Origin of the sequence: Nonomuraea sp. NPDC049419 (genome assembly GCF_040676995.1) — a bacterium.
GTDB classification, from domain to species: Bacteria; Actinomycetota; Actinomycetes; order Streptosporangiales; family Streptosporangiaceae; genus Nonomuraea; species Nonomuraea salmonea.
Genome location: NZ_JBFAQB010000026.1, coordinates 1 through 21,016, shown reverse-complemented (window position 1 = coordinate 21,016; position 21,016 = coordinate 1). Strand labels below are relative to the sequence as shown.

Sequence of the window (21,016 nt, the reverse complement as noted above, 5' to 3'; positions counted from 1 at the left end):
CACCCCCGGGGTCCAATTTTTTCAGGCACGCAACGAGAACGTAACGACCTCTTGACGCCAATTTCCGGGCTGTTCCACTCTGTGCACGTTCACAGAACCCTCTGGAGGTACGCATGCGCGCCCACCGCCTTGGAGCAGCACTGGCCGTCGCACTCACGGCCACACTCGCGAGCTGCGCGTCCGGCGAGCCCGCCGAAGCGCCCGAGGCGGCGCAGAGCCAGGCGACCGCCGCCCAGGGGCCCGTCAAGCTCACGTACTGGACCTGGGCCCCCAACATGGACAAGATCGTCGAGGTCTGGAACGCCGCCAACCCGGACATCCAGGTGACGGTCAGCAAGCAGGCGGGCGGCGACGACGCGGCGGCCAAGTTCCTCACGGCGGCCAAGGCCGGCAACCCGCCGGACGTGGTGCAGGCCGAGTACCAGCACCTGCCGTCGTTCATCGCCGCCGACGCGGTGGCCGACCTCAAGGCGGAGACGGCGTCTATCAAGGGCGAGTTCACCGACGGGCTGTGGGGCCTGGTGACGCTCGGCACCGACGCGGTCTACGGCATCCCGCAGGACAGCGGTCCGATGATGCTCTTCTACCGCAAGGACCTCTTCGACAAGTACGGCATCGAGGTCCCCAAGACCTGGCAGGAGTACGGCGAGGCGGCCCGCACGGTCAGGAAGAACGATCAGAAGGCGTACCTCGGCACGTTCTCCAGCAACGATCCGGGAGCGTTCACAGGTCTGGCGCAGCAGGCGGGCGCGCAATGGTGGTCGATCAGCGGCGAGTCGTGGAAGGTGAACATCGCCGACGAGGCCACCACCAAGGTCGCCGACTACTGGGGCGGCCTGGTGAAGGAGGGCGTCATCGACGACATGCCGTACTTCACCCCCGAGTGGAACAAGGCGCTCAACGACGGCAAGCTGCTCACCTGGCCGTCGGCCGTGTGGGCGCCCGGCGTGCTGTCCAGCAACGCGCCCAGGGGCAAGGGCAAGTGGGCCGTCGCGCCGCTGCCGCAGTGGAACGCCGGCGAGAGCTTCAGCGGCTTCTGGGGCGGCTCGTCCACCGCCGTGGCCGCCAAGTCGCCGCACAAGGCGGCCGCCGCCCGCTTCGCCACCTGGCTCAACACCGACCCCAAGGCCATCGATCTGCTGGTCAAGGAGGCCGCCATCTACCCGGCCGTCACCAAGGCCCAGTCGGCGCTGGGTGACGCCCCCGGCTACTTCTCCAACCAGCCCGACTTCTGGCACCAGGCCGCCGCCGTCTCCGCCGGGGCGCGCGGGTTCACCTTCGGGCCGAACGTGGGCGTGGCGTACAACGCGTTCAGGGACGGCTTCGGCAAGGCGCTGCAGAACGGCACCCCGTTCGCCGACGCCGTACGCGGCATGCAGGAGGCCACGGTCGCCGACATGCGCAAGGCCGGCTTCCAGCTCGCGTCATGACTCGCCCTTCCATGAGACGGCCCGAGCGGGGGCCGTGGCCGTACCTGTTCCTGGCCCCCGCGATGGTGCTGTTCACGCTGTTCCTCGCGGTGCCCATCGGCTACACCGTCTACCTGGCCCTGCACAGGACCCGGGTGTCCGGGCTCGGGCTGGGCAAGGGGGCGCGCAGGGAGGTGTACGTCGGGTTCGAGAACTTCGCCGCCGCCCTCGCTGATGCCGAGCTGTGGGCCGGGTGGCTGCGCGTGCTCGGCTACGGCACGCTGGTGCTGGTCGTGATGCTGGGGCTGGCGCTGCTGTTCGCGCTGCTGCTGGACTCGGCGCGGGTGCGGCTCGCCCGCTTCTCCCGCATCGCGATCTTCCTGCCGTACGCGGTGCCGGGCGTGGCCGCGACGCTGCTGTGGGGCTTCCTCTACCTGCCCTCGCTCAGCCCGATCCGCGACGTGCTCGACGTGGACTTCCTGAGCGCCACGACCGTGACGTACTCGATGGCGAACGTGGCGGTGTGGGGCGGCACCGGCTTCAACATGCTGGCCCTCTACACCACGCTGCGCGCCATCCCCCGCGACCTGTACGAGGCCGCCCGCCTCGACGGCGCGTCCGAGCTGCAGATCGCGATCCGGGTGAAGATCCCCATGCTCACCCCGGCGATCATCCTGACCACGGTGTTCTCGATCATCGCGACCGTCCAGGTGTTCACCGAGCCCACCGCGCTGCGCCCGCTGACCAACACCATCAGCTCCACGTGGAGCCCGCTGATGAAGGTCTACCGCGACGCGTTCGTCACCGGCGACCTGTACTCGGCCGCCGCCACCTCGATCGTCATCGCGGCGATCGCGCTCGTGCTGTCCTTCGGGTTCCTGCGCGTGGTCCGCGACCGCGCCTTCGGGGAGGGCTGATGGCTCCGCTCACCGTCTCGCACCGCCGTCCGCGTACCGGCCGCACGACAGGGCTGGTGCCGACGGCGCTGTTGCTGATCGGCGCGCTCTACTGCCTGTTCCCCGTGGTGTGGGTGCTGATCGCGGCCACCAAGTCGCCCGGCGAGCTGTTCAGCACCTCCACGCTGTCCTTCGGCACCGGCTTCCTCGACAACGTGGGCGAGCTGTTCGCCTACCGCGACGGCGTGTTCTGGCTGTGGGCCGCCAACACGCTGCTCTACGCGGGCGGCGGCGCGCTGCTGTCCACCGCCGTGTCGGCCGTCTCCGGGTACGCGCTGGCGAAATACCGCTTCCCCGGCCGGACCCTCATCTTCAACCTGCTGATCGGCGGCATCCTCGTGCCCAGCGTGGTGCTCGCGGTGCCGCAGTATCTGCTCTTCTCCAAGGTCGGGCTGGCCGACAGCCACTGGGCGGTGCTGTTGCCGCAGATCCTCAGCCCGTACGGCATCTACCTGGCCCGCGTCTACGCCACCGCGTCGGTGCCCGACTCGCTGCTGGAGGCCGGCCGCATCGACGGGGCCGGCGAGTGGCTGCTGGTGCGGCGGGTGGCGCTGCCGCTCATGGTGCCCGGCATGGTGACGATCTTCCTGTTCCAGTTCGTGGCGATCTGGACCAACTTCCTGCTGCCGTTCATCATGCTCGGCGACGACGGCAAGTTCCCGCTCACGGTGGGCCTCTACACGCTGCTCGCGGCCGGCGCCAACCAGCCCACCCTCTACAACCTGATCCTCACGGGCGCGTTCCTGTCGATCCTGCCGCTGATCGCGCTCTTCCTCACCATGCAGCGATACTGGAAGACCGACCTGTCCTCCGGAGCCGTGAAATGAAACGCCCTACGATCCACGACGTCGCCGCCGCCGCGGGAGTCTCCCGCGGCACGGTCTCCCGCCTGCTCAACGGGGACAAATACGTGAGCCCGGCGGCGCGCGTGGCCATCGAACGGGCCATCTCCGAGACCGGCTACGTCGTCAACAGGGCCGCCCGCAGCCTGGTCACGCAGCGTACGGGGTCGGTCGTCATGGTGCTGTCGGAGCCGCACGAGAAGCTGTTCGAGGACCCCAACTACAGCACGCTCATCAGGGTCGCCATCCGCATGCTGGCCGAGCGCGACCTGTCGCTGGTGATGATGCTGGCCGGCGACGAGGGCGACCGCGAGCGGGTGGTCCGCTACGTGCGCGGCGGCCACGCCGACGGGGTGCTGCTCGTCTCGACGCACGCCGGCGACCCGCTGCTCGACGCGCTGCGCACGGGCCCGCCCGCCGTCTCGTGCGGGCCGGTCATCGGGCGCGAGACCGTCATCCCGTACGCCGCCGCCGACGACCGGCTCGGCGCCCGCCAGATGACCGAATACTTCGTCGGCCTCGGCCGCAAGCGCATCGCCATGATCACCGGGCCGATGGACACGCCGGGCGGCATCCAGCGGCTCGAGGGCTTCGCCGACGTGCTCGGCCGCAAGGCCACCAAGCGGCTCATCGCCCACGGCGACTGGACCCAGGCCAGCGGCGAGCGCGCCATGACCGCGTTGCTGGAGCGCGCCCCCGACATCGACGCCGTGTTCGTGGCCTCCGACCTGATGGCGGCGGGCGCGCTCGCGGCGCTGCGCGCGGCCGGCCGCCGGGTGCCCGACGACGTCGCGGTGGGCGGCTTCGACGACTCGTCGGTGGCCGTCTCGACCCACCCGCCGCTGACCACCATCCGCCAGCCGCTGGCGGAGATGGCCCAGGAGACGCTCCGCCTGCTGCTGGCCCTCATCGACGGCGCCGGCCACGTCGACCCGGTGGTCCTCCCCACCGAACTGGTCATCCGCGAGTCCGCATAGGGAACGGTCAGACGACGCCGGCGTAGACCCAGCGGCCGTCCAGGCGGACGAAGCGGCTGTGCTCCTCCATCGCGCCCGGCCGCCCCCGCTCCAGGTAGTGGGCGCGGAAGCGGACGGTGCCCTCGGTGTGCACGACGCTGCCGCCGGTGGTCTCGAGCACCTCCAGCCGCACCCACTTGACCCGCCGGTCGATGCCGACGCTGCGCGGCCGGTCCGACGGGTGCCAGGTGCGCAGCAGGTACGCCTCGTCGCCCACGCCGAAGGCGCTGAAGCGGGAGCGCATGAGCTGCTCGGCGGTGGCGGCCGCCGCCTCACCCCGGTGCAGCCTGCCGCAGCAGTCCTGGTAGGAGGCGGGCAGGCCGCAGAGACACGTACGAGGAGGCATGGGCCTATTCTGCCCCGAGCAGGGCGGTGAGGCCGGTCAACGTCGGCCCGAGCGGCGCGTCAAGCGTGAGCGCGGCGTCGCCGTCACCGCCGGTCGGGCCCTGGTTGACGATGGCGATGGGGATGCCGAGCTCCGCCGCCCTGGTGACGAAGCGCAGCCCCGACTTGATGGCCAGCGACGATCCGAGCACGAGCAGCGCCCGCGCGCCGCCCACCACCGCGAAGCACTCGTCCACCCGCGGCCTCGGCACGTTCTCGCCGAAGAACACCACGTCCGGCTTGAGCACCCCGCCGCACCCCGTGCAGTCGACCAGGTTGAACCCGGCGATCTGCGCGTCGGTGAGCACCGCGTCGCCGTCGGGGTTGATCGCGGCGCCCGCCTCGTCCCAGCCGGGGTTCGCCTCCCGCAGCCGGCGCTCCAGCTCGGCGCGCGGGGTGCGCTCGCGGCACGACAGGCAGACCACACGGTCGAGCCCGCCGTGCAGCTCGATCACCTGGCGGGCGCCCGCCGCCTGGTGCAGGCCGTCGACGTTCTGGGTGACGATGCCGGCCAGCAGGCCGCGCCGCTCCAGCGCGGCGACCGCGCGGTGCCCCGCGTTGGGGCGGGCGGCGCCGATGTGCCGCCACCCGACGTGGCTGCGCGCCCAGTAGCGCTGCCGGGCCTGCGCGCTGCCGACGAACTTCTGGTACGTCATCGGCTCGGCCCGCCTCGACCGCCCTGTCGGACCCCGGTAATCGGGGATGCCGGACTCGGTGGACAGCCCGGCCCCGCTGAGCACGGCCACCCCGCCCCGGGCGACGAGCCCGGCCAGCTCCGCCACCTTCGTAGTGCTCGATATCACCCTTCTATGGTGCCTTCCGTTCCGCACCCTTCGTCCCGCCGGGCCGCGCCGAGGTCCCCGCGCTCCCCGCCCTCGGCGAAGCCGAGGTCCGCGCGTTCCTCCGCCTCGGCGATCAGCTCGGCATGCCACAGCCGGCGCATCTCCGGGCAGCTCTCCAGCAGGTCGGCCAGCCGCCCCCGCCCGGCGACGCGGCCCCGGTCGAGGACGATCACCTGGTCGGCGCGTTCGAGCGCGGCCTGCCGGTGCGAGACGACCAGCACGGTCTCCGGGCCGCGCCCGGCGATCCGCTCCCACAGCAGCCGCTCGGTCTCGACGTCGAGCGCGGACGACAGGTCGTCCACCACCAGCAGGTCGGGGTCGCGGACGAGCGCGCGGGCGGCGGTGACGCGCTGGGCCTGCCCGCCCGACAGCCGGGTGCCGCGCGGCCCGACGACCGTGTCGAGGCCGCGGGTCAGCTCGGCCAGGTCCCGGTCGAACACGGCCAGCTCCAGGGCCCGCCGCGCGTCCTCGTCGCCGGCGACGCGGCCGAGCAGCAGGTTCTCGCGCAGGGTCTCGGAGAACAGGCGCGGCACCTGGCCCGCGTACGCGACCCGGCCGGGGACGAGGAAGGTGCCGGGGTCGCGGACGGGGACGCCGTTCCAGGTGATCTCGCCCGCGTCGGCCCGCAGGAGACCGAGCAGGGCGCGTACCAGGGTGGTCTTGCCCGCGCCGACCGCTCCGGTGACGACGGTGAAGGAGCCGCGCTCGACGCGCAGGCCGACGTCGTGCAGCACGCCGCGCACGGTCAGTCCGCGCGCCTCCAGCACCCGCAGCCGGTCGTCGTGCGGCGGCGGCTGCGGCGCGGGCGGCGGGTCGCCGCGCAGCCACACCTCGGAGCCGCGCACCAGATCGGCGGCGTCCTCGTGCGGCGCCATGAGCCGGGTCAGCCGCTCGGTGGCGACCCCGGCCTGCGGCAGCCGGGAGAGGAACACGCCGATCGACCTCGGGAACGCGGTGAGCCAGCCGATGTAGGTGGTGAACAGCGCGAGGTCGCCCACGGTGAAGTCGCCGCCGCGCATGGCGGGCGCGGCGAGCAGCAGCACCAGGCCGGTGCCGAGCTCGACGGACGCGGTGGTGGCGGCGCCCAGCAGGTCGGTCGCCAGCCGGTCCTTGACCGCGGCGTCGCGGCGGCGCCGGTTGTGGGCGCGCAGCCGGTCGAGCACCGCCGCCTCGGCTCCCGCCGTCTTGATGGCGAGCAGGCCGCCGAACGCCTCCCCCACGTACGCCGTCACGGTCGCGCCGAGCCGCCTGGCCCGCCCGTGCAGCCGGGCGACCACCTGCCGCATGGTCCTGCTCAGCACGCCGGCCGCGATCATCGGGACGACCAGCACCAGCGTGATCAGCGGATCGACGGAGGCCAGGATCGGCAGCGCCACGGCGGCGAACACCGCGGTGCCGAACAGGCTGACACTCTCGTCGGTGAAGTCCACGGCGTCGGCCACGTCGTCCCGCATGCGGGCCACGGCCTCGCCGGAGGAGTGCGGCAGCCGGGCGGCGGCCGGTCCGCGCGCGGTCAGCAGGGAGCGCAGCACGTTCGAGCGCAGCAGCGTGGCCGCCGCCGCCCACCAGTAGACGCCGTACGTCCACGCGACGACGATCATCACGCCCCGCACGACCTCGACGCCCACGAACGCCGCACACCACCACAGCACGCTGTCCAGCCCGGCCGCCCGCTGCCCGCTGATCTCGTCGAACACCCGCTGCAGGACGAGCCCGCCGCCCAGCGGGATCACGTGCACCGGCAACCACAGCAGCGCGCCGACCAGGAACCGCCGGAAGTCGAACGTGGCCAGCCGCGTGGCCACCACCGTCACGGGCTTCACCGGCGCACCCCCGCCCGATCGCACGGCCGGGCGGCCATCGCCGCGTCGCGCCTCATCGGCTCACCCCCGCCAGGTCGAGGAGATGGCCGAAGCGGCTGTGCGAGTCGGCGGCCAGGTGGGCGCGGGGGCCGTACTCGACGATCTTGCCCCGGTCGAGCACGGCGATCGTGTCCACGCGGGCCAGCGACGACAGCCGGTGCGCGATGATCACCCCGGTCCTGCCCTCCAGGAGCCGCGCGACGGCCGCCTCGGCCCGCCGCTCGGTGGCCGGGTCGAGCCGGCTGGACGCCTCGTCCAGCACGACCAGCCCGGGGTCGGCCAGGAACACCCGGGCGAACGCGAGCAGCTGCGCCTCCCCCGCCGACAGCTCGGGCAGCTCGGCGTCGAGCCCACCGGGCAGGGAGGCCGCCCACTCACCGAGCCCGACCTCCCCGAGCACCTCCCTCAGCCGCTCGTCGCCCGGCGACGGCCGGAACAACGTGAGGTTGTCGCGCACGCTGGCCCGGAACAGCTGCACGTCCTGCGTCACCACGCCGACCCTGCGCCGCAAGGAGCGCGGCTCGGCCTCGCGCAGATCGACACCGCCCACCCGGACGGCCCCCTGCACCGGATCGTGCAGCCGCAGCACCAGCCTGGCCAGGGTGGTCTTGCCGCTGCCGGTCCGCCCGACCAGCCCGAGCGTCTCGCCGGGCGCGAGGCGCACCCGCACCCCCGACAGCACCTGCTCGTCGTCACCGGGGTAGGTGAAGCCGACGCCGTCAAGGTCGAGCCCGAGCGGCCCTGTGGGAGGCAGCGGCCGGGTGCCGGGCGTGAGCGCCGGCCGCTCGGCCAGCAGCCCCGCGATGCGGGCCACCCCCGCCAGCGCCGCCTGGTACTGCCTGATCTGGTCGATCAGCCGCTCGAACGGCGCCCGCACCATCATCGTGTACTGCAGGAGCAGCACGGCGGTGCCGACCGTGAGCGCCCCCGACCGCATGGTCCACGCGGCCAGTCCCAGCATGATCGCGGTGCCCGCGGCGAAGGCCACGGAGGTGCCCGCGAGCAGCACGGTGCCGATGCGGGCGTCGCGGTGCTCGGCGCGGAACAGCGCCGCGCTGACCTGGTGGAAGCGGCGTACGGTGTGCGCGCCGGCGCCGTTGGCCCGCAGGTCCTCTGCGCCGGCCAGCCGCTCTTCGAGCGCGCCGAACAGCGCGGCGCTCGCGGCCCGCGACCGGGCCGCCGACGGCACGGCCAGCCGCTGGGCGCGCGCCATGCCGTACCCGATGACCAGGCAGTACGCCAGCAGCGCCAGCCCGATCCGCCAGTCCACGAGGAGCACGGCGACGACCACGCCGGCCAGCAGCAGCACGCCGGCCACGACGTCGAGCAGGAACGCGACGACGAAGTCGGCGACGGCCACCACGTCGCCGTCGACCCGCTCGATCAGCTCGCCGGGCGTGTGCCGGCCGTGGAAGGCCAGGTCGAGGTGGAGCGCGTGGCCGGTGAGGCGTTCGCGCAGGCGGTTGGAGCCGTCCCAGGCGAGCCGGCCCGCGAGCCACGCGGTGACGGTGCGCGCCGCCTGCCCGGCGACGGCGAGCACGAGGTAGCCGGCGGCGATCAGCGTGAGGTGGCGGATGCTCGCGCCGCCCATCGCGTCGTCGACGAACCACCGGGTGACCTGCGGCGCCGCCAGCGGCAGCGCGGTCGCTGCGGACACCGCGCCGATCAGCGCGGGCGCGGCCCGCCACGACGGCAGGAGCAGGCGGAGGACGGAGGAGGTGTCAGGTGAGAGATTCCCGGGTGTGGAGGGAGTCAAGAAGCGTCATGCCCTTTGCGTCGGAGGATTCGGTGAGCTGAGGGATCACGGACGCTTGGCGCATCGTGGGCCTCCTCCTTCGACGGGCGGTCAACGCCCGGGAGTACACCAGCCGCGCCCCGCCGGGCGCAACCGATTTATCCCGGGCGCGGGGCTCAGCGGCTCTGGCGGGTGGTCTCGCCGGGCCAGGGGTAGGGGTGCGCGGACATCCTGCCGAACAGGCGCTTGACCGGCTTCGGGGCCGGTGCGGGCGCGCGGCGGGCGCTCGTACCGGAGGGGCGGCGCTCTCCCCCGGCCGGGCGCAGGTAGACGCAGCGCAGCTCGGCCGCGAACCGGTGCTCGCCGTCGCGCAGCCAGCACCCCTCGGGGCCCGGCAGCACCTCGCTCACCGTGACGCCGTCGCCGCCCGCAGCCAGGCGGGCGAGCCCTTCGAGGAGGGCGGGCGAGCGGGTGTCGACGTAGACGCGCTCTCGGGCGGTGGCGGCGAAGAACACGACAGGCAGCTCGTACGCCTCCCGCAGCCGGGCCATCGCCACCAGCAGGTCTCCGTCGCCGCCGGCCTGCCCGAACCCCTCGAACGCGGCACCGCCGACGTGCCAGCGCCGCCCGGCCAGGACCACGTTGTCCCAGGTCAGCCGGGGCATGCGGGGCAGATCGCCCAGCCTTGGCAGCCGGAGCCTCGGCAGGGCGAGCGCCGTGTGCAGCGCCGTGTCGTGCTCGCCGCCGTGGAACAGCAGCGGCTCCTCGAACCCCTTGGCGTGCAGGACGGCGCGGTGGCCGTCGCTGTGCACGTACAGCTCGTCGAGGCCGATCCTGCGCCGGTCCTCGCCCGCGGTGGCGCCGCCGAGCTCCAGCACGGGTCCTGGCAGCTCCGGCCTGGGCACGCCGTGCTCGGGCCGGGAGACGACGTGCAGCACCGTGAACCCCGACAGCGCCCGCCGCACCTGCGCGTCGCGCTCGGCCAGGCAGGCGGCCTCGTCGTCGTGGAACTGCAGCGCCCACGGCGTGAGCAGCACCCCGTCGTGCAGGGCGGTGAGCACCAGCGGGGTGAGGCCCGGCTCGTACGCCTCCAGCGACGGCGCGGCCACCATCACGTCCGCCGAGCACAGCACGGGCGCGGCCGGCGGGGCGGGCTCGTCCAGCAGGCCCGCCAGGTTCAGCTCGGCGGTGCCCGGCTTCGCGGCGCGGACCAGCTCCGCGATGCGGGAGGGCAGCCGGTCGCCGTGGTCGATCTCCAGGTCGCCGGTCATGCGCAGGGCGTCGGACAGCGCGTACGTGCCGGGCCCGAGCCGCCCGGCCAGCAGCCGGTTGGTGCGCAGCCGGGTCAGCTCGGCCTCCTCGGCCAGCAGGTCGAGCACCCTCGGCGCCCGCTCCCGCAGGTCGGCGGCCAGCGCGTCGCCGACGCCGACCCGCAGCGTTCCGGCGGCTGCCTCGTGCACCGTCACCCGGTCGTCGCGGCGCCCGCCGACGCCCGCCAGCGCCTCGATCCTGCGCTGCACGGCGAGCTTCACGTCGGGTGAGGCGGCTGGATATTGCGCGAGCAACTCGCTGATCTCCCCGATCCGCCGCCCCACCGGCAGCTCGGACCCGGACGCCTGGCCGGCGCCCCTCAGCCCGCGCTGCACGGGCACGCCCGCGGGGGCCACGAACCCCCGCCTGGACGTCCCCGACGCTCCACCCCCGGCGTCCCTGACCGGCCTCCCCCCGAAGCCCTCCTCCCGCCCCACCCCGCCGCTCTCGGGGCCGCCCCCGGCTTCACCGGCACCCCCGTGCCCGGTGAGGCCCGCGCTGCCGCTGGAGGCTCGTCGCGCTGCGGCGGCGGGAGGAAGGGAGCCCGGGTGCGCGGCGGGAGGAAGGGAGCCCGGGTGCGCGGGGTGCGGCGTCAGCCCGCACTCACAGGGCGCCGGCGGCTGCACCCGCTCCCTGTGCGGCGCGGTGTCGCCGTCGTCCGTGGGCTGCCCGTGGGTGGGACCGTCGCGCTCGGTGAGGGGGATGCCGCGCGTGGTGAGGCGGTCGCGGAGCCAGGCGAAGGGGTCGGTGACGCCGGCGGGCGGGCACAGGTCGTGGGTGAGCAGGCCGCGGCGGACCGCCACGGTGAGCGCCGCGGCCGCGCGTTCCATGCCGGTGCCCGTCGCGGCGGCGATCTCGGCGAGCGTACGGGCGCCGTCGCAGTGGCCGGTGAAGGCGGCCCCCTCGCGGACCTCGCCCACCAGGGTCCTGCGGCGCGGCACCAGGCCGGGCACCAGCGCGGGGTCGGCGAGGATGCGCTGCTGGAGCGCCTCGTTCACCCGCCCGGCCGGGTACGCCACCCGCTGCCGGTAGACCCGGTGCCCCTTCCAGGTGTGACCGGAGGGGCCGGGCCGGACGGCGCCGTAGTTGAGCGGGCCGTAGCAGCCGTCCGTCTCGCACGAGGTGGCCAGCCGCTGCAGGTGGGCGGCCAGCTCCCGGCGGGTCCTGCCGCCCTTGGCTCCGTGGCGCAGGTCGCGGTAGAGGGCGGGCGCGGAGCAGACGAGCGCGTCGAGGAAGCGTTCGTCGGCGGTGAGCCGGGACACGGCGGCCCTGGTGAGGGCGGCGTCACCGCCGACGAGCGCGGTGAGCGTGAGCTTGGCGCGCTCCAGCATGCTGGTGACCTCGTTCCAGGCCAGCACCCAGTTGCCCGCGCCGGCGGCGCCGGAGACGACGGCCCCGGACGGCAACGGCCGTAGGTCGCGCAGGCGCCCCCGCAGCCCGCGCGACGTCCGCCCCGTCCCCGCCCCCGCTCCTGGACCCGTGCTCGTGCCCGTGCCCGTGCTCGTGCCCGCCCAGTGGTCAGGTGCGCCGGCCGGGCGGGGGCCGGTCGCGTGGGCGGGAGCGTCGGCGAGCAGGTCGAGTGCCTTGCGCTCCAGCTGTACGACGACCGCGGCCGCCTCCGCCGCCCTGAGGTAGGCGAGTGACAGCACCAGCTCCCACGGAAATCCGGCGCTGCGGACGACCACGGCCGGCAGCAGGGTCCAGTCGTGCTCGATGTCCATATGGACCGCTCCCTTTCCTGACATGAATTCACCGCCGCACCGCGTCTCAACTCAGATGCTTACAAGATCATTTATTTCTGTCAATGCGTTTGGCCAGGAAAAGAAAATGAGAATCAGTGACGCCCTCTTGTCCCTCGCACCGAAAACACCCAACAATGCCAGCAAACCACTCCAAACAGGACGCGACTGTTTACTTTCCGTAGCCAATGGGCCTATCCTTCCCGCACACAGAGTCAACGATCCACACACATCCACCACCTGAAACGAACCTGAAAAGCATTAAGGACGGCCTTGCCAGGCCGTCGTTTTCCCGCCATTGAAAACGCGGGCGAGCGGCGCGGAACAACGTACGCGGCCGGTCGGATAAACGCGTGAATGCGCCCGTGCGAATAACTCTCATTTACCCGCTCGGGGCAAGGTGGGGTCAAGGACGCGCGCCGCGGGCCGGGCAGGCGAAACCGCCTGATAGAAGGTGACATGGGGGGTGCGGGAGACAGTGACGGGACAGGCGCGGCGCAGGCGCGGGAGACCGGTCGGCGGCGGGCGCGGCAGCAGGGCGAGCCGGGTGCCGAGCGGAGGGCGCTATCTGTGGACGCCGCTGTTCCTGGCGGGGCTGTTCCTCGTCACCGCCGTGGTGATCGCGCTGGACCTGACCACGGGCACGGCCGTCAGGCTGTACCCGCTGCTGATCTTCCTGCCGGCCATCGTGTCGGGCCTCGGCGACGTGAAGCAGACGATCGCCGCCTCCGTCTGGGTGGTGCTGGTGGAGGTCGGCACCGGCGCCTACCTGGGCGCGCAGGTCGACGACCTGCTGCTCGCGGCCGGGTTCACCGCGATCTTCGGCGTGGTGAGCGTGCTGGGCTGCCGTTACCGCGTACGCCGGGAGGAGGAGGTGCACCGGCTGCGGTCGGCGGCCTCGGCGCTGCAGCGGCTCATCGTGCGCCCGCTTCCCCTGCGTACGTCCGAGGTCGCCGTGGACGGCCTCTACCACCCGATCGAGGAGGACGCCCTGGTCGGCGGCGACGTGTACGACGTCGCCGTGTCCCGCCACGGCACCCGGGTGCTGATCGCGGACGTCCAGGGCAAGGGCCTGCCCGCGATCGGCACGGCGCTGGCCGTGCTGGGCTCGTTCAGGGAGGCCGCCTACCGCGAGGACACGCTGACCGGTGTCGTGGCCGCCCTGGAGACGACGGTGGTGCGGCAGAACGTGTTCGCCGCCATGACCGGCGAGCCCGAGCGGCTGGTCACGGCCCTCGTGCTGGACATCGCCGGCGACACGGAGGTGGAGGCGATCAACTGCGGCCACATCGCCCCTTTCGTGCTGCACGACGGCGAGGCGTACCAGGTGGACCTGGGCGAGCCCGCCCTGCCGCTCGGGCTCGCGTCGCTGACGGCGACGCCCCGCCGCGGCATGCGCTTCGCCTTCCCGCTGGGCGCGACGCTGCTGCTGTGCACCGACGGGGTGACCGAGGCGCGCGACCCGCGCGGCGCGTTCTACCCGCTGGAGGAGCGGCTGCGCGCGTGGGCGCCGGACCCGCCTTCGCCGCTCGGCCGCGCGCTGGGGGCCGACCTGCAGGAGTTCACGGGCGGAGACGTCCGCGACGACGTCGCCATCTTGACGCTGCGCCGGATGGGCCCGCCGTCGATCCCGCCGTGAAGAAGGTCACATCGGGAAACCCCCTGAACCGTGTCCCGGATCGGCGCGTACCTCCACACATCGGACACGTGGTCCATGGAGGTGTCGTGGAGCTCAGTCTCTTGCGGGCCCAAGCGCACAGCCCGTCGTACTTCTCACTCATGCGCAGCTCGGCGGGAGAGCGCGCCCCGGTGGACTTCTGCATCCCCTGCAATCCGTACTTCCCCACGCCGGACATATTCGAGCATCTCGGGAGGAACCTGGAGACGATCCTGAAGTTCTATCCCAGTGACGCCGGGACGATCACCGAGGAGCTGTGCGCCACGCTCGGCCTGCACCCCAGGACGGTCGCCATGGGCAATGGCTCGACGGAGCTGATCACCTGGATCGACCACCTGCTGGTCCGCGAGAGCCTGGCGGTGCCCATCCCCACCTTCGGCCGCTGGACCGACCAACCGCTGGAGACCGGCAAGCGGGTGGACATGTACCCGTTGCAGGAGAGCCGCAACTTCGCGCTCGACGTGGACGACTTCGTGTCGTTCATCCGCATGCGCGGCTCGCGGGTGGCGGTGATCTGCAACCCGAACAACCCCGACGGCGGCTACCTGCCCAAGCACCAGATCCTGTACCTGCTCGACCAGCTCATCGACCTCGACCTGGTGATCGTGGACGAGTCGTTCGGCGAGTTCGTGGACGCCGAGCCGTACCCGGGGGTGGCGGCGGAGGCGGCGGTGCGGCCGAACGTGATCGTGCTGCGCAGCCTGGGCAAGAACTTCGGCCTGCACGGCATCCGCTTCGGCTACATGGTGGCCAACCCGGCGCTGGCCGCCCGCGTACGGGACGCGCTGCCCAAGTGGAACCTGAACTCCTTCGCCGAGGTCGTGGTGTTCATGATGCGGGAGTTCATGAACGAGTACCAGGACAGCCTCCGGCGGCTGGGCGCCGACAGGCGGGCGATGTTCCAGCAGCTCAGCACCATGCCGGGGCTGTCGGTGTACGCCTCGCAGGGCAACTTCCTGCTGGTCAAGCTGCCGCCGGGGCACGACGGGGTGCCGCTGCGCGACCACCTGCTGACCGAACACGGCGTCTACGTCCGCGAGTGCGGCAACAAGCTGGGCACCACGAGCCAGTTCCTGCGCCTGGTCGTCCGCCCGCAGGAGGACGTGCGGCGGCTGCTCATCGGCATGACGCAGTTCCTGTACTCCGGCAGCCTGCACGAGATCCCGGTGATCGGGGTGCACCACCGCCACGTCAACCCGCTCTCGGCGTAGCGCACGAATCCTGCCGGAACCGGCCCGTACGAGAGCACCGGCGGGCCGGTGTAAGCTGTCTCGGCTGAATTTCCTTACAGCATAAACAGTCGGCCGATGACGAAAGGATCCCGTGCTCCCCGAGGCAAGCACCGACCCCGGCGCTGATCACAAGGCAGCGGACAGCCACGACCACATCCAGGTCCGCGGCGCCAGGGAGAACAACCTCAAGGGCGTCTCCCTCGACGTCCCCAAGCGGCGGCTCACCGTGTTCACCGGCGTGTCCGGTTCCGGGAAGTCCTCGCTCGTCTTCGACACGATCGCCGCGGAGTCCCGCCGGCTGATCGACGAGACGTACACCGCGTTCATCCAGTCGTTCATGCCGAGCCTCGGCCGGCCCGACATCGACGCGCTGCACAACCTCAGCGCGGCGATCATCGTCGACCAGGAGCGCATGAGGGCCAACCCGCGCTCCACCGTGGGCACCATCACCGACGCCCACACCATGCTGCGCATCCTCTTCAGCCGCGTCGGCAGCCCGTACGTCGGCCCCGCCTACGCCTTCAGCTTCAACCGGGCCGAGGGCATGTGCCCCGAGTGCGAGGGCCTCGGCAAGGCGTCCGAGATCGACGTGGACGAGCTCGTCGACCGTGAGCTGTCGCTCGACGACGGCGCCATCAAGATCCCCGGCTTCCCGGTCGGGAGCTGGCAGTGGCAGGTCGTGGCCGGCTCAGGGCTGTTCGACCCTGGCACGAAGCTGAAGGACTTCACCGAGCAGCAGTGGCAGGACCTGCTCCACAAGCCGGCGACCAAGCTGAAGTACGGCACCAACAAGTTCACCTACGAGGGCCTGGTGCTGAAGGTGCGCAAGTCGTACCTCGGCAAGGACCGCGAGTCGATGCAGTCGGCGGCGCGCGCGTTCGCCGACCGGGCGATCAAGCTCGCGACCTGCCCCTCGTGCGGCGGCACCCGCCTCAACGAGGCCGCCCGCTCGGCCCGCGTCCAGGGCAGCGGCATCACCGACCTCTCGGCCATGCAGATCGACGACCTGGCGGCGTTCGTCCGCGGCATCGGCGACCCCTCGGTCGGGCCGGTGCTCGAAGGGCTGCTGTCCACGCTCGACTCCCTGGTCGGCATCGGCCTCGGCTACCTCAGCCTCGACCGAGAGTCCGCCACGCTGTCGGGCGGCGAGGCCCAGCGGGTCAAGATGGTGCGGCACCTCAACTCCAGCCTCACCGACGTCACGTACGTCTTCGACGAGCCGACCGCCGGGCTGCACCCGCACGACATCCAGCGCATGAACAGCCTGCTGCTGCAGCTGCGCGACAAGGGCAACACGGTGCTCGTCGTCGAGCACAAGCCCGAGCTGATCGCGATCGCCGACCACGTGGTGGACCTCGGCCCGGGGGCGGGCACCGCCGGCGGCGAGATCTGCTACCAGGGCGACCTCGCGGGCCTGCGCGCCTCGGGCACGCTCACCGGCCGCTACCTCGACCACCGGGTGGGCCTGCGCGAGGAGGTGCGCAAGCCCACGGGGCAGCTGCCGATCAGGAACGCCACCCTGCACAACCTGCGCGACGTGAGCGTGGACATCCCGCTCGGCGTGCTCACCGTGGTCACCGGCGTCGCCGGATCGGGCAAGAGCTCGCTCATCCACGGCTACGTCGCGGGCCGCGACGGCGTGGTGGTGGCCGACCAGTCGCAGATCCGCGGCTCGCGCCGGAGCAACCCGGCCACCTACACCGGGGTGCTCGACCCGATCAGGGCGGCGTTCGCCAAGGCCAACGGGGTCAAGCCGGGCCTGTTCAGCGCCAACTCCGAGGGCGCCTGCCCGGCCTGCAAGGGCATCGGCCTCATCTACACCGACCTCGCGATGATGGCCGGGGTGGCCTCGGTGTGCGAGCAGTGCGAGGGCCGGCGGTTCACGCCGGAGGTGCTGACGTACCGGCTGCACGGCAAGAACATCAGCGAGGTGCTGGAGATGCCGGTCGCCGAGGCCAAGGAGTTCTTCCCGAAGGGGCAGGCCGGCGTCATCCTCGACCGGCTGGTGGCCGTCGGGCTCGGCTACCTCGGGCTGGGGCAGCCGCTGACGACGCTGTCGGGCGGCGAGCGGCAGCGGCTCAAGCTGGCCATCAACATGGCCAAGAACGGCACCACGTACGTGCTGGACGAGCCCACCACCGGCCTGCACCTGGCCGACGTCGACCAGCTGCTGTCGCTGCTCGACCGGCTGGTGGACGACGGCAACTCGGTCATCGTGATCGAGCACCACCAGGCGGTCATGGCCCACGCCGACTGGATCGTGGACCTCGGTCCCGGAGCCGGTCACGACGGCGGTCAGGTGGTCTTCGCCGGGACGCCGGGCGAGCTGGTCGCCACCGGCACCTCGCTCACGGCCGTCCACCTGCGGGACTACGTCGGCATGAGCTGAGCGTCAGCCCGGCGCGCGGTCTGAGACCGCGGGTGTCAGACCGCGAGCCGGGCCAGCACGCGCGCGAACTCGGGCGGCGGCGCCACGACCAGCCTGGTCTGCCCGTCCTGAGCGACGATGTCGGCCCTGATCAGCGTCAGCTGCCCATCGTGCCACCAGTAGACCTGCGGGCTGAGCCCGTCGGTGCGGACGGCGTGCACGCGCAGCCGTTCGAGCGCGCGTACCACGCCGATGCCGTCCACGGGGTGCACGAGCAGCGTGTACGGGTCGGGCAGCACCACGAGCACCCCGTCGGCGGGCACGGTCAGGTGCTCCTCCAGCCAGCGCAGGTGGGTGGCGGCCGACGGGCTCTCGGCGGTCAGCCGGATGATCGGGGTGCCGGACAGCGCGATGTTCTCGGACGTCAGCGAGCCGTGCCTGCGCACGTTGGCCACCGCCCGGTCGAGCGCCTGCCCGCCGGAGACCGGCCAGCAGCCCGACTCCTCCGGCCTGACCAGCCGCGCGCCCACCGTGAGCAGCTCGACCAGGTCGGCGTTGAGATGGCGGCCGACGACGCGGGTCAGGTCGGGCACCGCGTCCACCGACTCGACCCTGATCCGCAGCAGCGGCCCGGCCTGCTCCAGGTCGGACACGTCCACGCGCTCGTCGGCGGTGGCGACGGCGTGCGCCAGGTGCTCGGAGACCAGCACCGGCCAGTCCTCCCTGGCCCGGCGCGCGGCCTCGCGGCGCAGCCCGGTCAGCTTGACGACCAGCTCGGGGGTGGGTTGCCCTGGGGTGGGTTGCTCGGCACGGTCAAGGGTGAGGAGCGAGCCGTCGCCGGAGAAGGCGAAGGAGTATCCGAGGGACTCGGCGACGAGGGCCAGCAGCGAGTCGAGATCGACGTCCTCGACCGGTCGGCGCGGGGCCTCGCGGTCACGCTCGTACCAATTCACGCCGCTGCGTCCCTTTCTGTCGGATTCGTCCCTCTACCTTGCCTGTTCTCCGATTCCCCACGAGCCAGTCAGGGAGCACGATTCGGTATCGATAACACCAAGTGCCCCAAACCACACACTCATCTGGGGTGTCCCGTGTCCCACCGGCAACCCGGCGACGATGGGCACCCCCAGCGGGCGCAGCCGGTCCTCGAGCACCGGGTAGGGGTCGCCGCAGCCCACCCACGAGCCGAGCGCGATGCCCCGCACGCCGTCGAACGCGCCCGCCTGCAGCAACTGCGTGAGCATGCGGTCGATGCGGTACGGCTCCTCCCCGACGTCCTCGAGGAACGCGATCCCGTCGGCGAACGACGGCTGCCACCGGGTGCCGCACATCGAGGCGAGCAACGACAGGTTACCGCCGCGCACCACGCCCTCCGCGCGCCCGGGCGCCAGCACCCGGTCACCGGCGACCGGCGTCACCCCCTCGTCCGGCCCGAACAGCGCCTCGCGCAGGCTCTCCCAGGTCAGCGGCTCTGGCCCGGCGTCGTCACCGGCGATCACGTCGCAGGCGATCATCGGTCCGTGCAGGGTCGGCACGTCCAGCTCGATCGCGAACGCGTTGTGCAGCGCCGTGATGTCGCTCGACCCGAGCAGCGTCTTGGGCCCTGCCGCCCGCCCTGCCGCCCGCCCTGCCGCCCGCATCGCGTCCCAGTCGAGCAGCTCCAGCAGCCGGCCGGCGCCGTAGCCGCCGCGGCAGCAGAAGACCGCGGAGACGGCCGGGTCACACCAGGCTTCCTGCAGGTCGGCCGCCCTGGCGGCGTCGGCGCCCGCCAGGTAGTCGAGGTCCTGCCGGTCGAGCGCGTGCGCCCCGACCACGACCTTCAGGCCGAGGCCCTCCAGCCGCTCGACGCCGCGGCGCAGCAGCTCCGGATCGGGCGGTCCTGACGGCGAGACGATGGCGACGGTGTCACCTTGCCGCATCGATCAACTCCTTGACGAGCGCGGGTAGTGCGTTGCCGATCGGCTCGTTGATGACCCGGTCGGCGAAGGGGTCGTAGGGGGTCGGCTCGGCGTTCACGATCACCAGCCGGGCGCCCGCGTCGAGCGCCTCGCCACACAGCCCGGCGGCCGGGTGCACGGTCAGCGACGTGCCGACCGCGAGGAACAGCTCGCACGTACGGGCCGCGTCGAGCGCCGCGCCCAGCACCTCCGGCTTGAGCGACTGCCCGAACGAGATCGTGTTCGCCTTCTGGATGCCGCCGCAGCGGGGGCACGGCGGGTCGTCCTCGCCCGCGTCCACCCTTGCCAGCACTTCTTCCATCGGCGTGATCAGGCCACAGGAGAGGCACTCGGCGCGGCGCATGGTGCCGTGCAGCTCGATGACCTTCTCCGGCGACGAACCGGCGCGCTGGTGCAGCTCGTCGATGTTCTGGGTGATGAGCGCGCGCAGCAGCCCGGCGTGCTCGAGCTCGACCAGCGCCTGGTGGGCGGCGTTCGGCTGCGCCCGCCAGGCCGGCGAATCGCGCCTGGAACGCCAGCTCGCCCGCCTGACCTCGGGGTCGGCGAGGTAGCGGTCGATCGTCGCGTCGGCCTCGGCGCGCGGGTTCTTCGTCCACACGCCCTGCGGCCCCCGGAAGTCGGGGATGCCGGAATCGGTGGACACACCCGCTCCGGTGAGGACCGACACTGCGGATGGCGCGTTCACCTGGCAAACGGTGTCACACTTGGCTGCTGTATGCGACTTCCGCCCCACATCCTCGTGGTCAACGGCATCAAGGTCCGCCGGCCGGTCTTCCTGCTCGGAGCGCCGCATTCCGGCGTGGACCTGCTCGCCCGCGCCCTCAAACGGTCCCCCGGCTTCCACGTGACGATGGGCCGCGCGAGCGTGGCGCACGTGGTCTACGCCTTCGCCCGCAAGCCGTCGCTCGCCGCGACGCCCGGCTCCGTCCGCGTGCTGCGCGACGCCCTCGCCGAGTCGTGGCAGGTGCTGCCCCGCTCGTGCGGCGAGTGCGCCGAGCCGTGCAGGGACGCGGGCGGCGTCACCGGCGCGGGCCCGTGCGTCAGCGCCGCCGACGTCACCCGCTTCGGCGACGGCAGCCCCGACCTGCTCTACAGCGCTCCCGTGCTGCTGCAGGCGTTCCCCGACGCCCGGTTCGTGCAGCTCATCCGCGACGGCAGGGACGCCGTCGCCGGCATGCTGGCCGACCCCGCCTGCCTGGCCTGGTTCAAGCCGGCCATGCTGGCCGAGCGGACCGAGTTCCCCAGCGCGTTCCTCGGCATCGCCAAGGAGGAGCACCTGGAGCGCTGGAAGGCCATGCCGGCGGCGGGCAAGAGCGCGCTGCGCTGGCGCGGCGCCGTCCGGGTCAGCGCCGAGCTGCGCCGCACGTTGCCCGAGACGCAACTGCTGACGCTGCGCTACGAGGAGCTCGTCGGCAGGCCGCAGCAGGCGGTCGCGACGCTCGCGGAGTTCCTGGAGACGCGTGTGTCCAAGGTCGTCATGTACGACCCCGCCGTCCCAAAGGTCGGCGCCTGGCGCACCGCCCTCGCCCGCGACGACCTGGAGCTGGTGGAGAAGGTCGCCGCCAAGGAACTCACCCGCCTCGGCTACCTGCCCGCCTGACAGTGATGATGGAGGTGTGAGCGCTTCCCGTCAGGGTCTGACCCACCGCCTGACTGACCTTGTGGTCCTCAACGGGATCTGTCGGCC

Annotated in this window: 16 protein-coding genes; 8 read left to right on the top strand and 8 right to left on the bottom strand. The window is 72.5% G+C overall.

Going from position 1 to position 21,016, the window contains the following annotated elements:
* Positions 1–113 precede the first annotated feature (113 nt).
* The 4 genes from AB0K12_RS43030 to AB0K12_RS43015 are packed head-to-tail and all read left to right on the top strand — an operon-like array spanning position 114 to position 4,184.
* Positions 114–1,430: a sugar ABC transporter substrate-binding protein gene (locus tag AB0K12_RS43030; RefSeq protein ID WP_364574150.1), complete on the top strand. Its 1,317-nt coding sequence runs from the start codon at positions 114–116 to the stop codon at positions 1,428–1,430.
* Between the two features lie 11 nt (positions 1,431–1,441).
* On the top strand, positions 1,442–2,326 hold the full coding sequence (locus AB0K12_RS43025) for a sugar ABC transporter permease (RefSeq protein ID WP_364574148.1): 885 nt from the start codon (positions 1,442–1,444) through the stop codon (positions 2,324–2,326).
* On the top strand, positions 2,326–3,192 hold the full coding sequence (locus AB0K12_RS43020) for a carbohydrate ABC transporter permease (RefSeq protein WP_364574146.1): 867 nt from the start codon (positions 2,326–2,328) through the stop codon (positions 3,190–3,192). The genes AB0K12_RS43025 and AB0K12_RS43020 overlap by 1 nt, the downstream gene beginning before the upstream one ends.
* On the top strand, positions 3,189–4,184 hold the full coding sequence (locus AB0K12_RS43015; RefSeq protein WP_364574145.1) for a LacI family DNA-binding transcriptional regulator: 996 nt from the start codon (positions 3,189–3,191) through the stop codon (positions 4,182–4,184). The genes AB0K12_RS43020 and AB0K12_RS43015 overlap by 4 nt, the downstream gene beginning before the upstream one ends.
* A 7-nt stretch (positions 4,185–4,191) precedes the next feature.
* Here AB0K12_RS43015 and AB0K12_RS43010 read toward each other — a convergent pair whose 3' ends face one another.
* The 5 genes from AB0K12_RS43010 to AB0K12_RS42990 form a co-directional block, all read right to left on the bottom strand.
* Positions 4,192–4,569, bottom strand: a complete 378-nt coding sequence (locus AB0K12_RS43010) for a YchJ family metal-binding protein (protein ID WP_364574142.1) — start codon at positions 4,567–4,569, stop codon at positions 4,192–4,194.
* 4 nt (positions 4,570–4,573) lie between these two features.
* A complete protein-coding gene (locus AB0K12_RS43005) occupies positions 4,574–5,410 on the bottom strand; it encodes an NAD-dependent protein deacetylase (RefSeq protein ID WP_364574140.1) in 837 nt (278 codons plus the stop codon).
* Complete coding sequence (locus AB0K12_RS43000; RefSeq protein WP_364574138.1) at positions 5,407–7,272, bottom strand: ABC transporter ATP-binding protein; 1,866 nt, start codon at positions 7,270–7,272, stop codon at positions 5,407–5,409. The genes AB0K12_RS43005 and AB0K12_RS43000 overlap by 4 nt, the downstream gene beginning before the upstream one ends.
* Positions 7,273–7,324: 52 nt before the next feature.
* Positions 7,325–9,067, bottom strand: a complete 1,743-nt coding sequence (locus AB0K12_RS42995) for an ABC transporter ATP-binding protein (protein WP_364574136.1) — start codon at positions 9,065–9,067, stop codon at positions 7,325–7,327.
* Between the two features lie 155 nt (positions 9,068–9,222).
* Positions 9,223–12,078, bottom strand: coding sequence for a lantibiotic dehydratase (locus AB0K12_RS42990; RefSeq protein WP_364574134.1), 2,856 nt, complete (start codon positions 12,076–12,078; stop codon positions 9,223–9,225).
* Positions 12,079–12,562: 484 nt separating this feature from the next.
* Here AB0K12_RS42990 and AB0K12_RS42985 point away from each other — a divergent pair, with 484 nt between their 5' ends.
* The 3 genes from AB0K12_RS42985 to AB0K12_RS42975 all read left to right on the top strand — a co-directional run bounded on the left by AB0K12_RS42985 (position 12,563) and on the right by AB0K12_RS42975 (position 17,395).
* On the top strand, positions 12,563–13,735 hold the full coding sequence (locus tag AB0K12_RS42985; protein ID WP_364574132.1) for a PP2C family protein-serine/threonine phosphatase: 1,173 nt from the start codon (positions 12,563–12,565) through the stop codon (positions 13,733–13,735).
* An 86-nt stretch (positions 13,736–13,821) separates the two neighbouring features.
* Positions 13,822–14,985: a histidinol-phosphate transaminase gene (locus tag AB0K12_RS42980; protein WP_364574130.1), complete on the top strand. Its 1,164-nt coding sequence runs from the start codon at positions 13,822–13,824 to the stop codon at positions 14,983–14,985.
* Between the two features lie 112 nt (positions 14,986–15,097).
* A complete protein-coding gene (locus AB0K12_RS42975; RefSeq protein ID WP_364574128.1) occupies positions 15,098–17,395 on the top strand; it encodes an excinuclease ABC subunit UvrA in 2,298 nt (765 codons plus the stop codon).
* 35 nt (positions 17,396–17,430) lie between these two features.
* Here AB0K12_RS42975 and AB0K12_RS42970 read toward each other — a convergent pair whose 3' ends face one another.
* Genes AB0K12_RS42970 through AB0K12_RS42960 form a run of 3 tightly spaced genes read right to left on the bottom strand, consistent with a single transcriptional unit; the run spans position 17,431 to position 20,014 of the window.
* A complete protein-coding gene (locus AB0K12_RS42970; RefSeq protein WP_364574126.1) occupies positions 17,431–18,327 on the bottom strand; it encodes a hypothetical protein in 897 nt (298 codons plus the stop codon).
* Positions 18,328–18,360: 33 nt separating this feature from the next.
* Positions 18,361–19,290 carry an LD-carboxypeptidase gene (locus AB0K12_RS42965; protein ID WP_364574124.1) on the bottom strand — a complete coding sequence of 310 codons (930 nt, stop codon included), beginning with the start codon at positions 19,288–19,290 and terminating at the stop codon, positions 18,361–18,363.
* Positions 19,277–20,014 (bottom strand): Sir2 family NAD-dependent protein deacetylase, encoded by a 738-nt coding sequence (locus AB0K12_RS42960; RefSeq protein WP_364574122.1) that lies wholly within the window; start codon positions 20,012–20,014, stop codon positions 19,277–19,279. The genes AB0K12_RS42965 and AB0K12_RS42960 overlap by 14 nt, the downstream gene beginning before the upstream one ends.
* Positions 20,015–20,044: 30 nt before the next feature.
* Between AB0K12_RS42960 and AB0K12_RS42955 the strand changes: the two genes are divergently transcribed.
* The gene (locus tag AB0K12_RS42955; RefSeq protein ID WP_364574120.1) at positions 20,045–20,929 is read left to right on the top strand and encodes a sulfotransferase; all 885 of its coding nucleotides are present in this window, start codon (positions 20,045–20,047) and stop codon (positions 20,927–20,929) included.
* The last annotated feature ends 87 nt before the right edge of the window (positions 20,930–21,016 follow it).

Excerpts from the sequence above, each read along its gene's own strand:
- AB0K12_RS43030 (WP_364574150.1), top strand. The coding sequence starts at position 114 with ATGCGCGCCCACCGCCTTGGAGCAGCACTGGCCGTCGCACTCACGGCC.
- AB0K12_RS43025 (WP_364574148.1), top strand. The coding sequence starts at position 1,442 with ATGAGACGGCCCGAGCGGGGGCCGTGGCCGTACCTGTTCCTGGCCCCC.
- AB0K12_RS43020 (WP_364574146.1), top strand. The coding sequence starts at position 2,326 with ATGGCTCCGCTCACCGTCTCGCACCGCCGTCCGCGTACCGGCCGCACG.
- AB0K12_RS43015 (WP_364574145.1), top strand. The coding sequence starts at position 3,189 with ATGAAACGCCCTACGATCCACGACGTCGCCGCCGCCGCGGGAGTCTCC.
- AB0K12_RS43010 (WP_364574142.1), bottom strand. The coding sequence starts at position 4,569 with ATGCCTCCTCGTACGTGTCTCTGCGGCCTGCCCGCCTCCTACCAGGAC.
- AB0K12_RS42990 (WP_364574134.1), bottom strand. The coding sequence starts at position 12,078 with ATGGACATCGAGCACGACTGGACCCTGCTGCCGGCCGTGGTCGTCCGC.
- AB0K12_RS42965 (WP_364574124.1), bottom strand. The coding sequence starts at position 19,290 with ATGCGGCAAGGTGACACCGTCGCCATCGTCTCGCCGTCAGGACCGCCC.
- AB0K12_RS42955 (WP_364574120.1), top strand. The coding sequence starts at position 20,045 with ATGCGACTTCCGCCCCACATCCTCGTGGTCAACGGCATCAAGGTCCGC.